The following is a 13,122-nucleotide window of genomic DNA, read 5'->3' as shown; positions in this document are numbered from 1 at the left end:
AAACGGCTGTTCATCATTATGGTTCCTCGTCAAATTTCATCGGCGAATTAAATCGTGAGACAGGCGATGGATGTAGGAACAGCCTCAAATCGCGCATCGTTTGCGCATGATCTTTCGGAAAACCGCGCATGCTTTTCAGAATCATGCTCGGGAACCAGGTTCCATCGGAACCTCGATCATCGCAGAGTCGAAACCATCATGCGCGCTGATTTGTGCAGCACGCGGCGAATTATCGCAGCATCAGCGACGCGTCGGCTGCTCCTTGATCATGCGCGCGATCCAGGCGCGCACATCGCTCGGCGAATCGAAATGGCCCGCGGTTCCTTGGACGACACGTCCAACCGAATAACCCGCGCCATGGATATCCGGCATGATACCGAACACTGATTCATCGGTGACGTCATCGCCGAGAAAGATCGGGTAGCGGCCGGCAAACGGCGGCTGCGCCATCAAGGTTCGCACAGCCGTCGCCTTCGAAAATCCCTCGTGCTTGATTTCGACGACGAATTTTCCGGCGAGAACTTCGATCGGGGCTTCCGGCAGATCGGCGCGGATCGCAGCGACAGAATCATAGATGTATCGCTCCGCCTCCGGCGCAAGCCGATAGTGAAGCGCCATCGAATATCCCTTGTCTTCGACCAGGATACCGGGCTTCGCTTGCGCAATCGCGGCAAACCGCCGTTTCAAATGCGGGTCCATCGGCAGCACGTCCGCCGCCTGCACGCCGCGGTCCAGCTGCAGTCGCATTTCCGCGCCGTGACCTCCGACAGCCGGAAGCTTGACCGGCTTGGTGATCTGGTCAATGTCGCTGATGGTACGGCCGCTGACCAACGCCAACGCGCCGGACGTGCGGCGCCAAAGCTCCTCCAGCAGAGATGGCAGTTCCGGAGGAATGACGATCGCAGACGGCGTGGACGCGAGATCGATCAACGTACCGTCGACATCGAACAGCAGCGCGCATTCATCGAGGTGCGGAACAATGGCGCCCGGGACGGGGACGGCGCCCTTCTTGTTCCGCTCCAGTGGTTCCGTTTCGACTTCCATTCGTGCACCTATCCTCACTCTATCACAGCCAGCGGGCGTGCCACATCCTCGAGCGGTCGTCGCTCGCAGGCGATGCAGAGCCGCCATGCCAGCACCGCGGCAGCCAGCATCATGATGGCGCCCAAAAGATACCCACCGAACACGCTGACGCGCGAGCCGGTGTCGATCAGCACGCCGAACAGCGCAGGCCCGGCAACGCCGCCGACCGCCGTGCCCAGCGCATAGAACATCGCAATCGCCAGCGCGCGAATTTCCAGCGGGAACGTTTCGCTGACCGTCAGATACGCGGCACTCGCGGCGGGCGATGCGAAGAAGAAGATGACCATCCAGGCGATCGTCTGCGTTTGCGCGGTGAGCACACCGATCGAGAACAGGTAACCCGAAACGGCGAGCAGCACGCCGGAGACGCCATAGGTCAGCGTAATCATCGTTCGGCGGCCGACCGTATCGAACAGACGGCCGAGCAGCAGCGGCCCGAGGAAATTGCCCGCCGCGAACGGCAGCAGATACCAGCCGACATGATCCGCGGCGATGCCGTAGAAATCCGTCAGGATCAGCGCATAGGTGAAGAAGATGGCGTTGTAGAAGAACGCCTGCGCCGCCATCAGCCCGAAGCCGAGCACCGTCCGGTTCGGATAGGCGCGGATCAGCGTTCGCGCGACCTCCCGCAGCGGAGTATGGCTGCGCATCCTCAGCCGGATCGTCAGCAGCGTGCCAGCGCCGCTGTCCGGCGCGACCGTGGAGCGGCGCTCGATATCGGCGACGATCGCCTGCGCCCGCTCGGGCTGGCCATGGATCATCAGCCAGCGTGGGCTTTCCGGAATCCAGAACCGCATCAGGAACACCACGAGACCAAGCGTCGCCCCCGCCAGGAATGCCACGCGCCAGCCGACATCCGGATCGATCACCGCCGGATTGAGCAGCACGATGCCGAGCACCGCACCGATCGCTGCACCGATCCAGAAACTTCCGTTGATGACGAGATCGGTCCATCCCCGATAACGCGCCGGGACCAGCTCCTGGATCGTCGAATTGATCGCCGTGTATTCACCGCCGATGCCGGCGCCGGTCAGAAACCGGAACAACGCAAAGCTATACAGATTCCATGACAGCGCCGTTGCAGCGGTTGCGGCGAGATAGACGGCCAGCGTCACGAAGAACAGCTTCTTCCGGCCGATCCGGTCGGTCAGCCAGCCGAAGAACAACGCACCAAGCACTGCGCCTGCGAGATAGGCGCTGCTGGCGATGCCGATATCCGCATTGCTGAACTGAAGCGTCGGGCTCGCTTTCAGGGCTCCGGACAGCGCACCCGCAAGCGTGACCTCCAGGCCGTCGAGAATCCATGTGACGCCGAGCGCGACGACGACGAGGGTATGAAACCGGCCCCACGACAGCCGATCAAGGCGCGCGGGAATGTCGGTTTCGACGATCCGACTGGAATCGGATGCTGACGCTCCTGCCGGATCGGCCGTTTCGGTTTGTTGCAGATGCGTTGATGGTGATGATGTCATCCGGCCTTCCGCAAGCATTGAGGCCGCAGACAATCTTTTCCATGACGCCGCAACCGTTCCTTCGCCGAACCTGCAAAGGGAAGACGCCCCAGAAGAGACCTCCCGGAGCCTTGGAGGCGATACTCACCTCCATCCGTAACCAACACTGATCCATGAAAAAAGTTCCCCGGCGCAAAACGCCGGGGAACTCGATGCCATCTGACGATCGATTTGAGGATCGATCAGGCTGCGCGCACGTTCGCCATGAAGCGGTCGAGTTCCTGCCGCAGGCGCGTGCTCTCCGTCGACAGCGTTTGCGCGGAGCTCAGCACGTCTCCCGACGCGGTCCCGGTTTCGGTAGCGCCGCGATTGACCTGAACGATGTTCCCCGCGACGTCCTGCGTGCCGGCGGCAACGCTCTGAACGTTCTGGGCGATCTCCTGCGTAGCCGAACTCTGCTGCTCGACGGAGGCGGCAATGCGCGTGGCGATCTGCGACACCTGAGCGATGGTCTCGCCGATCTCCTTGATCGCCACCACTGATTCCTGCGTCGCCTGTTGCATGCCGAGGATGTGCGAGGAGATCTCGTCGGTCGCCTTCGCCGTCTGGCTGGCGAGCGACTTCACCTCGGACGCCACCACGGCGAAGCCACGGCCGGCCTCGCCCGCGCGCGCCGCCTCGATGGTGGCGTTCAGCGCGAGAAGGTTGGTCTGTTCGGCGATCGCATTGATCAGCTTCACCACATCGCCGATCTGCTGCGCCGCGCGCGACAGCTTGCCGATCCTCTGATCGGTCTCCTGCGCCTGGATCACCGCGCCTTCGGCGATCCGGCTGGATTCACGCACCTGGCGGCCGATCTCCTCGATCGAAGCCGAGAGCTCCTCGGTGGCGCTGGCCACCGACTGCACGTTCGACGACGCCTCTTCGGAAGCGCTGGCGACCGTCGCGGACAGATTCTGCGTCGTATCCGCGGTGCGGGTCAGGATATCCGCCGCAGCTTCGAGCTGAGTCGCCGAGGTGGCGACGTTGGCAACGATCGCGCCGACGGCATTCTCGAAATCGTCGGCGAAGCGGATCAGTTCCGCGCGACGCGCACTCGCGGTCGTGCGATTCTTCTCCTCCTGCTCGGCCGCATCGCGTTCCGCTTTGGCGATCGCCTGGGTCTTGAACTCCTCGACTGCGCTGGCCATCTGGCCGATCTCGTCCTTGCGGCCCAGTCCCGGCAGCACCGCGTCGAAGTGCCCGGAGGCCAGTTCACGCATCGATGCGCAGAGCGCCACGATCGGGCCCGAGATGCCCCGGCCGATCAACAGCGCCATCAAGGCACCCAGGATGGTCACGCCGATCGTCAGCATCAGCACGAAGCTCTGCGTCGTGCTGACCAGCGATTCCGTTTCGCCCTGGATACGCTTTTCGTCGGCCATCGCGCTGATCTTGATCGCCTCGGCATCCTTGGCGATCGCTTCCGCCGCCGCGGTCATTTCGGTGACCAGCCCATCGATCGTCTTGGCGTTGGCCACGATCGCCGAGAACGCCTTGCGATAGCTCGTCAGCAGTTCGATGATGCCGCTGATCTTCCGCTTGATCTGCTGATCGTCCGTATGCAGCGAGGTCAGCGTCGTCTCGATCATCTTCAGCCGGCTTTCCGCGCCGTTCGCCGTGAGATTGTCATGGCGGGTCACGAACATGTTGACGTTGGCCGCGGCCGCCACAAACTGCGTGCCCGCTTCCTTGGCGCCCACGTTCAGGCTGCTCATATCGGCGAGCGTCGCGGAATCGGCGAGGTCTTCCATGCGCTGGCGCAGCATGCTGCCGCCGCGCTGCAGCTCGTTCGCCGCATAACGGAAATTGTCACGCTTCAGCTCGAGGATCTGGGCAAAGACTTTCGAGAACTTCTCGAACCGGTGCGACAGCTCGGCGGTCGCGTTGCGGCGTGCGCCGTCCCGCATGTCGCGGGACGCCTTCTCGATCGCCTCGCGCAAGTCTCCTTCGGCGGCCAGCGCGTTGGTCGCATCGGATTCGTCGCCGGTCACCACGTAATAGCGGGCCGCCAGCTGATAGGCCATCGCTTCACGATCGATGGTTCTGGCCATCACGCCGTCGCCGACGCTGGTGCGATACGAGGAGAACCCAGCCGACACCTTGTCGTAGCCGAGATAGGCGACGGTGACGCCGACCGCGGACAACACCAAGACCAGCATGAAGCCGAGCATGATCTTGGTTCGGATCGCCAGGTTGGTCAGCAGATTGAATGTGGGAAGCCGGATGCGCTTGGACGGAGACATTCTGATTCCTGTTCCAAAAAATCTGTCGGCCAACGCGACGCGGCTGTTCAGGCCGTGCCCCGCACGCATCGTTGACCGATGCTATCGATTCACGAGTTGGTAAGAAGTGAGACGAACCGCGTGCGAATGCCCAAAATTAAGACGAAATGAATAACGGGCAGTAAACCAATACCCTTGGCGCTTCATCAGCGCATGCTGCACCGCGATGTGCCAGGCCGCCATCCAAGCGATGGTTCGACATTCAACGCGCGGGATCGTGATCGCGGCACTCTTTATTAGCCGGGGACCGGTGGTTTGCGTGGGCCATCCGTCACCGCTCCGTCACGGGAGCGGCGGGCGGTTGGAATCGGCGAACGATTCCAGCGCCCTGCGGCAGGTGGCGCTGGATCGAAACGTCGCACCGGAGCTTCGTGCTCCGCCTCGCCCACGAAAACTCCGCGGCTCGTCGGTTCAACGAAATAACGATTGAAATGACACCGCGCGCAGGGCCTACTTGGAACAATAATAATTCCAGTCATTGGGGAGGTTCGGTATGCCCGCGGTCAAACTGACGGTGAACGGCAAGGCGGTCTCTGGCGATGTTGAAGACCGCACCCTGCTGGTTCATTTCCTTCGCGATCACCTGAGGCTGACCGGCACCCATGTCGGTTGCGATACCAGCCAGTGTGGCGCCTGCGTCGTCCACATCGACGGGCGGGCCGTCAAATCCTGCACCGTCCTCATTGGCCAGGCCGACGGCGCCAACGTGACCACCATCGAAGGCATCGCCAAAGGCGACGACCTGCATCCGATGCAGGCGGCCTTTCGCGACAATCACGGCCTGCAGTGCGGCTATTGCACACCGGGGATGATCATGTCGGCGATCGATATCGTCAACCGGCACGGCGCGGCGCTCGATGAGGCGACCGTCCGGCAGGAGCTGGAAGGCAACATCTGCCGCTGCACCGGCTACCACAACATCGTCAAGTCCGTGCTCGATGCCGCGGGCCGCATGAAGGTTTCGCAAGCGGCCGAATAGACCGCGGCGCGTGTTGCTTCGCAGCTTTTCGCAAAATCGCTGCTCTCCGCGCCCTCGTCACGACGCGATGCGAGCAGCCTCAAGGAGGAGATCCCATGGGCATTGAAGGCATTGGCGCCCGCGTCGCACGCAAGGAAGACAAGCGCTTCATCACCGGCAAGGGCCGTTACACCGACGATATCCGCCTGCACGGCATGACCTATGCCCACTTCGTCCGCTCGCCGCATGCCCATGCGACGGTCAAGAGCATCGACGCGTCCGAGGCGCTGAAGCTGCCCGGCGTCGTCGCCGTGCTGACCGGCAAGGAGCTGGTCGATGACAAGATCGGCAACCTGATCTGCGGCTGGATGGTCTACTCGAAGGACGGTTCACCGATGAAGATGGGCGCTTGGCCGGCAATGGCGCCGGAGACCGTGCGTTTCGTCGGACAGGCCGTGGCGGTGGTGCTGGCGGAAAGCAAGAATCTCGCCCGCGACGCGGCGGAGAAGGTCGACGTGACCTATGAGGAATTGCCTGCCGTGCCGGACATCCGCGCGGCGATCGTTCCGGGCGCGCCGCAGCTCCATCCCGAGGCGCCGGGCAATATCGTTTACAACTGGTCGCTGGGCGACGAGGCGGCGTGCAATGCGGCGTTCGCCAAGGCCGCGAACGTGGTCTCGCTCGAACTGACCAACAACCGGCTGGTTCCGAATGCGATGGAGCCACGCTCGGCGATCGCCGACTACAACAGCGCCGAGGATCACTTCACGCTCTACACCACGTCGCAGAACCCGCATGTGGCACGGCTGGTGCTGTCGGCGTTCTACAACATCGCGCCCGAGAACAAGCTGCGTGTGATCGCGCCGGATGTCGGCGGCGGCTTCGGCTCGAAGATCTTCATCTATCCCGAGGAGATGGTGGCGCTCTGGGCCTCGAAAAAGATCGAGCGGCCGGTGAAGTGGACCGCCGACCGTACCGAGGCGTTTCTCACCGACGCGCATGGCCGCGATCACATCTCGAAAGCGGATATGGCCTTCGACAAGGATCACAAGATGATCGGCCTGCGGGTGAAAACCCACGCCAACTTCGGCGCCTACATGTCGCTGTTCTCGTCCTCGGTGCCGACCTATCTCTACGCGACACTGCTCTCCGGCCAGTACAATATCCCGAACATCTACTGCGAGGTGATCGGCGTCTACACCAACACCACGCCAGTCGACGCCTATCGCGGCGCCGGGCGACCCGAGGCCAGCTTCCTGCTGGAGCGGCTGGTGGAAACCGCCGCCCGCCAGCTCAAGGTCGATCCGGCCGAATTGCGCAAGAGGAATTTCATCACCAGCTTCCCGCACCAGACGCCGGTGATCATGGCCTATGACACCGGCGACTTTCATGCCTCGCTCGACGCGGCGCTGAAGGCCATCGACTACGCCGGGTTCAGCGCCCGCAAGGAGAAGGCCAAGAAGGAGGGCAAGCTGCGCGGCATCGGCTTCTCCTGCTACATCGAAGCCTGCGGTATTGCGCCATCGAAAGCGGTCGGCAGCCTTGGCGCCGGCGTCGGCCTGTGGGAATCTGCCGAAGTCCGCGTCAATCCGGTCGGCACCATCGAGATCCTCACCGGCTCGCACAGCCACGGTCAGGGCCACGAGACGACCTTCGCGCAGGTGGTTGCGGATCGGCTCGGCATTCCGATCAGCCAGGTCTCGATCGTCCATGGCGACACCGACAAGGTGCAGTTCGGGATGGGCACCTACGGCTCGCGCTCGGCCGCAGTCGGCATCTCGGCGATCGTCAAGGCGCTGGAGAAGGTCGAGGCGAAGGCGAAGAAGATCGTCTCGCATCAGCTCGAAGCCTCCGAGGACGACATTATCATCGAGGACGGGAACTTCAAGGTCGCGGGCACCGACAAGGCGATGCCGTTCGCCAATGTCGCGCTGGCCGCCTACACCGCGCACAATCTGCCGCCAGGCATGGAGCCCGGCTTGAAGGAGGGCGCATTCTACGATCCGACCAACTTCACGTTCCCGGCCGGCGCCTATATCTGCGAGATAGAGGTCGAGGAAAAGACCGGCAAGACATCGTTCGTGAATTTCGTCGCCGTCGATGACTTCGGCCGGCTGATCAACCCGATGATCGTCGAAGGCCAGGTGCATGGCGGGCTGGCGCAAGGCATCGGCCAGGCGCTGCTGGAAGGCACGGTCTACGACAGGAGCGGACAACTCGTGACCGCATCCTTCATGGACTATGCCATGCCGCGCGCGGACGACCTGCCGTCGTTCAACCTGCAGCACACGACGACGCTTTGCCCCGGCAATCCGCTCGGCGTGAAGGGATGCGGCGAGGCGGGCGCGATCGGCGCTTCGGCTGCGGTGATCAACGCGATTACCGACGCGATCGGCAACAATGACCTCGCGATGCCGGCGACGCCGGATCGCGTCTGGGCCGCGATCCACGGTAACGCCTGACTGGGAGCACGATCATGTATCAGACCACCTATCACCGCCCGTCGAGCGTTGACGAGGCCGTCGCCCTGTTCGCGAAGGGCGCCGACGCAAAATATCTCGCCGGTGGCCACACGCTGATCCCGGTGATGAAGCAGCGCCTGGCGGCTCCCTCCGACGTCATCGATCTGGCAAAGATCCCGGCCCTGGTCGGCATCGACGTGTCCGCTGACGCGGTGACGATCAAGGCCGCCACCACCTATTACGATATCCTGCAGAACCCGCAGGTGCGGCGGGCGATTCCGGCGCTCGTGCATTTGACCTCCGTGCTGGGCGATCCGGCGGTTCGTTATCGCGGCACCATCGGCGGATCGCTCGCCAACAACGATCCGGCAGCCGATTATCCCGCCGCCGTGCTAGCGCTGGGCGCAACCGTGCAGACCAACAAACGCACGATCGCAGCCGACGACTTCTTCCAGGGCCTGTTCACCACCGCTCTCGATGACGGTGAAATCATCACCGCCGTCTCGTTTCCGATTCCTGCCAAAGCCGCCTACGCGAAATTCCGCCATCCGGCCTCGCGATTTGCACTGACCGGCGTGTTCGTGGCCAAGACCAAGGCCGGCGACGTCCGCGTCGCAGCAACCGGCGCGGCCCAGGATGGCGTGATGCGGGTCGAGGCTATCGAACAAGCACTGAAGGCCAACTGGTCGGCGGCCGCGCTGGAGCCCATCCGCATTCCAACCGAGGGGATGATGGCGGACATTCACGGCTCGGCGGCTTATCGCGCCAATCTGATCAAGGTGATGGCGCAGCAGGCGGTGGCGGCCGCGGGCTGATCGCCGCGAGCGGCTGGAATGGCAAGGCTGCCGGTCATGCGGCAGCCTTGATCGTTGCTGGACTGATGGGCATCATCGCCACCTATGCCGACGACAAAAACGCCGCGAGCAAGCGCGCGCGAAAAGGGAGAGATGAATGTCCTTCACCGAAATCGACTACCGGATCGACGGCCGCACCGCGATCGTCACGCTGAACCGCCCAGAGAGCCTCAACGCCTGGACGGCAACCATGGGCAACGAAGTCCGGCAGGCGATGCGGCAGGCCACCGATGACAGCACCGTGCGCGTCATCGTGCTCACCGGTGCCGGCCGCGGCTTCTGCGCCGGCGCCGACATGAAACGGCTCTCCAACATTTCCAGCGCCGGCCGGATCGACGAGAAGCCGCCGGCGCCGTTCGATCCGAATTCGCGCAAGGACTTCCAGCGCGCCAACNCCTATTTTCCCGCCGTGCCGAAGCCGATCATCGCCGCGATCAACGGTCCGTGCGCCGGCCTCGGGCTCTGCTACGCCCTGTTCTGCGACATGCGCTTCGCGGCGGAAGAAGCCTCCTTCACCACGGCGTTCGCGCGCCGCGGCCTGATCGCCGAACACGGCATGAGCTGGACGCTGCCGCGGCTGGTCGGCCACTCCGCAGCAGCCGATCTGCTGCTCTCCGCGCGCAAGGTGATGGCGCCCGAGGCGCTGAAGCTCGGCATGGTCGATCGCCTCTATCCGGCGAGTGAGCTGATGCCGGCGACGCTCGCCTATGCCAAGGAACTCGGCGAACTGTCGTCGCCGCGCTCGCTCGGCGTGATCAAGCGGCAGCTCTGGGCTGCGCATATGCAGCCGCTCAACGATGCGATGGACCTCGCCGATCACGAGATGGCGCTGAGCCTCGCCAGCGAGGATTTCAAGGAAGGCGTGCGGCACTTCGTCGAGAAGCGCGCGCCTGCATTCACCGGACGCTAAAGCATGGTCCGGAAACGTGCGTAGCGGTTTTCCGAAAAGATCATGCTCAAACTGAGCTAGCGCATCGGCCCGAAAAGTGTGGGCGGCTTTCGAACAAGCCGATGCGCAGAGGTAAGAGATAGAGCTCTTTCAAGCAAAAGCGGGCACCAGTGCCCGCGCCCCGTGATTCGCACAGCAACCGATCAGGGACGGAAACGACCCTGATTTTGTCTCACAGGCCGAGCATCTGCTTGGCGACGATCTCGTGCTGGATCTCCGATGTGCCGCCGAAGATCGTATGCGCGCGCCCGTCGAGATGCGCCGGCAGCACCGCCAGTTCGTCGTCCGGCAGCACCGCGGCCTCGTTCAGGCTGTAGAGCGGCCGCCGCGGCTCCCACACCAGCGCATTGGTGCCGATGATATCGACGCCGATCCGTGTGAGCGTCTGAAAGATTTCCGTGCCGCGCAATTTCAGCACCGACGACACCGGACCCGGATTGCGCCCGGCCTGCACATCCGACAGAAGCTTGAGCTCGATCATTTCGAGCGCATCGACATCGATCTCGGCTTCGGCGATCCGCGTCGCTATACTCGCATCGCCGCCTGCGCCGTTGCCGGTCTTGGCGTTCAGCCGCTTCAGCTCGCCGAGCTGACGGCGGAAGCGGGCGGCACGGAAGCTCGCTCCGCGCTCGAACTCGAGCAGATACTTCGCATAGGTCCAGCCTTTGTTCTCCTCGCCGATCCGGTTTTCGACCGGCACGCGCACATCGTCGAAGAACACCTGATTGACCTCGTGATCGCCGCCGATGGTGATGATCGGCCGGGTCGAGATGCCCTTGGTGGTCATGTCGATCAAAAGGAAGCTGATGCCTTCCTGCCGCTTCGGCGTATCCGCCGTCCGCACCAGCGCGAACATCCGGTTGGCGAAGTGCGCGTGGGTGGTCCAGATCTTGGTGCCGTTGACGACGTAATGATCGCCGTCGCGCACCGCGCGGGTCTTCAGCGAGGCGAGGTCCGAGCCTGAGCCCGGCTCGGAATAGCCCTGGCACCAGTAGTCCTCACCCGAGACGATGCGCGGCAGGTAGAAGGCCTTCTGCTGCTCCGACCCGAACTTGATGATGACCGGCCCCACCATGTGCACGCCGAACGGCAGCAGGCTCGGTGTTCCGGCCTTGCCGCATTCGGTCTCGAAGATATAGCGCTGCGCCGGCGTCCAGCCCGTGCCGCCATGCTGCTTCGGCCAGTACGGCGACACCCAACCTTTCTTGGACAGCGCCGCGTGCCAGCTCGCGAACACGGGCTTTTCCGACAAGGCGCTCGGCGTCAGCCGCTGCATGCGCTTGACGTCCTCGGTCAGATTCTTGGCAATGAACTCCCGTACCTCGTCGCGGAATGCGAGCTCTTCCTTCGAGAATGACAGATCCATGGCTGCCTCCTAAGCCGCGCTGGCCGGCTGCGGCGCGAGCCGCATGTACCGCTGCAAATGGAAGTCCGGACTACCGAAGATGATCTCGATCGCCATCAGCCGCTTGAAGTAGGCGCCGACGTTCAGCTCCTCGGTGACGCCCATGCCGCCGTGCAACTGTACCGCCTGCTCCGCCACGAACCGGCCGGCCCTGCCGACCTTGACCTTGGCGCCGGACGCAGCCCTTGCCCGCGTCACCGGATCGGCATCGGCCATCAGCGCCGCGTTGAGGGCACTGCCGCGCGCCTCCTCCAGCTTCACCGCCATCGCCGCCATGCGATGCTGCAGCACCTGATTGGCCGCCAGCGGCTTGCCGAACTGAATGCGCGTCTTGGTGTAGGCGATGGTGGTGTCGAGCAGCACCTGCATGCAACCGAGCGCCTCCGACGCCATCGCAGCGATCGCCCGGTCGATCGCTGCCTCGATCGAGGGCAAGGCGTCTTCGCTGCCGCCGAGCAGCGCGTCAGCCGGCACGGCCACGTTCTCCAACACGATGTTGCTCGCGCGGGCGCCATCCACCGTCTGATAGGCCCGCGCCGTCAGCCTCGCACTCTTCGCCGGCACCAGGAACAGGCCGATGCCGGAACGATCGCGCTGGCCGCCGGAGATGCGCGCCGACACCAGCAGCATATCGGCCCACGGCGCGCCGAGGACCACGTCCTTGCGGCCTGATAGGGTCCAGCCGCTGCCATTGCGCATGGCGGTCGTCGCCACATCATCGAGGACGTAACGCGCCTGCGGCTCGCCATGCGCGAGCACGCCGATCGAGCGCCCCTCCGCGATCGGCGGCAGCAGCGCCTGCTTCTGCTCCTGCGTGCCGAGCCCGCTGATCAGGTTTGCGGCAACTACCGCCGTTTGCAGATAGGGTTCAACCACCAGCGCGCGGCCGAACGCCTCCATCACGACGCCGGTTTCGATCGCGCCCGTACCGAGACCGCCGAAGTCTTCCGGAATGTTCAATCCCAGCCAACCGAGATCGGCGAACTCGCGCCAGATGTCGCGGCTGAACCCGTCCGCCGATTGCAGAATGGCGCGACGCGCCTCGAACGAATAACGACCCGCGGCAAAACGCCCTGCCGCATCGCCGAGCAATCGCTGCTCTTCGGAAAGCGAAAGATCCATAGGTCCTCCCATGCGGCCGCTTTTCGGGCCGTCACTGTCGTTGGCTTAACTCTACACATCCGACGATGACGCGCCAGAGCTTCCATTCCGGCAGCGATCAGCCCTGCGTTTTTCGCGTCCGCCATGGCGGCGAGCGCGGTCGCGGCCGTACATGCCGATATTGCAATGGCGGCGAGAATTTCGCAGAAATTGCCGCATCAATGACAGGGAGAAATGCCGATGTTTGGAGTCGTCGCCACGATCAAGGTCAAGGACGGCCAGGGGGCGGAATTCGAAAAGGTCGCGACCGAGCTCGTGAAGAAGGTCAACGAGAACGAGAAGGGTTGCCTGCTGTATCAGCTCTACCATGGCGACGAGCCGAATACGTACGTGTTTCTGGAGCGCTATGCTGACCAGGCGGCCGTGGACGCGCATCGCGCCAGCGACCACTTCAAGACGCTTGGCCGCGCGATGGGTGCCTTCATGGATGGTCCGCCGGCCGTCAAGCGCTTCAAGCAGGTCGGCGCGTAACGCA

General features: G+C 63.6%; 10 protein-coding genes. 5 read left to right on the top strand and 5 right to left on the bottom strand.

Features of this window, described 5'->3' with window-relative positions:
- Positions 1–240: 240 nt before the first annotated feature.
- The 3 genes from otsB to X566_RS10215 all read right to left on the bottom strand — a co-directional run bounded on the left by otsB (position 241) and on the right by X566_RS10215 (position 4,819).
- Entirely contained in the window at positions 241–1,044 is an 804-nt protein-coding gene (gene otsB, locus X566_RS10225; RefSeq protein WP_034465839.1) for a trehalose-phosphatase, read from the bottom strand.
- Positions 1,045–1,058: 14 nt separating this feature from the next.
- Positions 1,059–2,555 carry an MFS transporter gene (locus tag X566_RS10220; RefSeq protein ID WP_051444187.1) on the bottom strand — a complete coding sequence of 499 codons (1,497 nt, stop codon included), beginning with the start codon at positions 2,553–2,555 and terminating at the stop codon, positions 1,059–1,061.
- A gap of 221 nt (positions 2,556–2,776) precedes the next feature.
- On the bottom strand, positions 2,777–4,819 hold the full coding sequence (locus tag X566_RS10215) for a methyl-accepting chemotaxis protein (RefSeq protein WP_034465836.1): 2,043 nt from the start codon (positions 4,817–4,819) through the stop codon (positions 2,777–2,779).
- Positions 4,820–5,351: 532 nt separating this feature from the next.
- Between X566_RS10215 and X566_RS10210 the strand changes: the two genes are divergently transcribed.
- The 4 genes from X566_RS10210 (at position 5,352) to X566_RS10195 (ending at position 10,042) form a co-directional block, all read left to right on the top strand.
- On the top strand, positions 5,352–5,837 hold the full coding sequence (locus X566_RS10210) for a (2Fe-2S)-binding protein (RefSeq protein ID WP_034465832.1): 486 nt from the start codon (positions 5,352–5,354) through the stop codon (positions 5,835–5,837).
- A 95-nt stretch (positions 5,838–5,932) separates the two neighbouring features.
- The gene (locus tag X566_RS10205) at positions 5,933–8,278 is read left to right on the top strand and encodes a xanthine dehydrogenase family protein molybdopterin-binding subunit (RefSeq protein WP_034465829.1); all 2,346 of its coding nucleotides are present in this window, start codon (positions 5,933–5,935) and stop codon (positions 8,276–8,278) included.
- A gap of 14 nt (positions 8,279–8,292) precedes the next feature.
- A complete protein-coding gene (locus X566_RS10200) occupies positions 8,293–9,093 on the top strand; it encodes a xanthine dehydrogenase family protein subunit M (RefSeq protein ID WP_034465826.1) in 801 nt (266 codons plus the stop codon).
- A gap of 136 nt (positions 9,094–9,229) precedes the next feature.
- Positions 9,230–10,042, top strand: a complete 813-nt coding sequence (locus tag X566_RS10195; RefSeq protein WP_034465823.1) for an enoyl-CoA hydratase — start codon at positions 9,230–9,232, stop codon at positions 10,040–10,042.
- Positions 10,043–10,253: 211 nt separating this feature from the next.
- Here the strand turns inward: X566_RS10195 and X566_RS10190 are convergent, their stop codons facing one another.
- On the bottom strand, positions 10,254–11,447 hold the full coding sequence (locus X566_RS10190) for an acyl-CoA dehydrogenase family protein (protein ID WP_034465821.1): 1,194 nt from the start codon (positions 11,445–11,447) through the stop codon (positions 10,254–10,256).
- 9 nt (positions 11,448–11,456) lie between these two features.
- Complete coding sequence (locus X566_RS10185) at positions 11,457–12,608, bottom strand: acyl-CoA dehydrogenase family protein (protein ID WP_034465818.1); 1,152 nt, start codon at positions 12,606–12,608, stop codon at positions 11,457–11,459.
- A gap of 219 nt (positions 12,609–12,827) precedes the next feature.
- On the opposite strand from X566_RS10185, the gene X566_RS10180 reads away from it, so the two are divergent.
- Positions 12,828–13,118, top strand: a complete 291-nt coding sequence (locus X566_RS10180) for a putative quinol monooxygenase (RefSeq protein WP_034468313.1) — start codon at positions 12,828–12,830, stop codon at positions 13,116–13,118.
- Positions 13,119–13,122: the final 4 nt, after the last annotated feature.

The sequence above is a fragment of the Afipia sp. P52-10 genome (assembly GCF_000516555.1).
Lineage (GTDB): Bacteria > Pseudomonadota > Alphaproteobacteria > Rhizobiales > Xanthobacteraceae > P52-10.
This window is presented reverse-complemented; position numbering and strand designations above follow the sequence as displayed.

Coding starts and splice junctions, on each gene's coding strand:
- X566_RS10220 (WP_051444187.1), bottom strand. CDS start 2,555: ATGACATCATCACCATCAACGCATCTGCAACAAACCGAAACGGCCGAT.
- X566_RS10215 (WP_034465836.1), bottom strand. CDS start 4,819: ATGTCTCCGTCCAAGCGCATCCGGCTTCCCACATTCAATCTGCTGACC.
- otsB (WP_034465839.1), bottom strand. CDS start 1,044: ATGGAAGTCGAAACGGAACCACTGGAGCGGAACAAGAAGGGCGCCGTC.
- X566_RS10200 (WP_034465826.1), top strand. CDS start 8,293: ATGTATCAGACCACCTATCACCGCCCGTCGAGCGTTGACGAGGCCGTC.
- X566_RS10210 (WP_034465832.1), top strand. CDS start 5,352: ATGCCCGCGGTCAAACTGACGGTGAACGGCAAGGCGGTCTCTGGCGAT.
- X566_RS10190 (WP_034465821.1), bottom strand. CDS start 11,447: ATGGATCTGTCATTCTCGAAGGAAGAGCTCGCATTCCGCGACGAGGTA.
- X566_RS10185 (WP_034465818.1), bottom strand. CDS start 12,608: ATGGATCTTTCGCTTTCCGAAGAGCAGCGATTGCTCGGCGATGCGGCA.
- X566_RS10205 (WP_034465829.1), top strand. CDS start 5,933: ATGGGCATTGAAGGCATTGGCGCCCGCGTCGCACGCAAGGAAGACAAG.
- X566_RS10180 (WP_034468313.1), top strand. CDS start 12,828: ATGTTTGGAGTCGTCGCCACGATCAAGGTCAAGGACGGCCAGGGGGCG.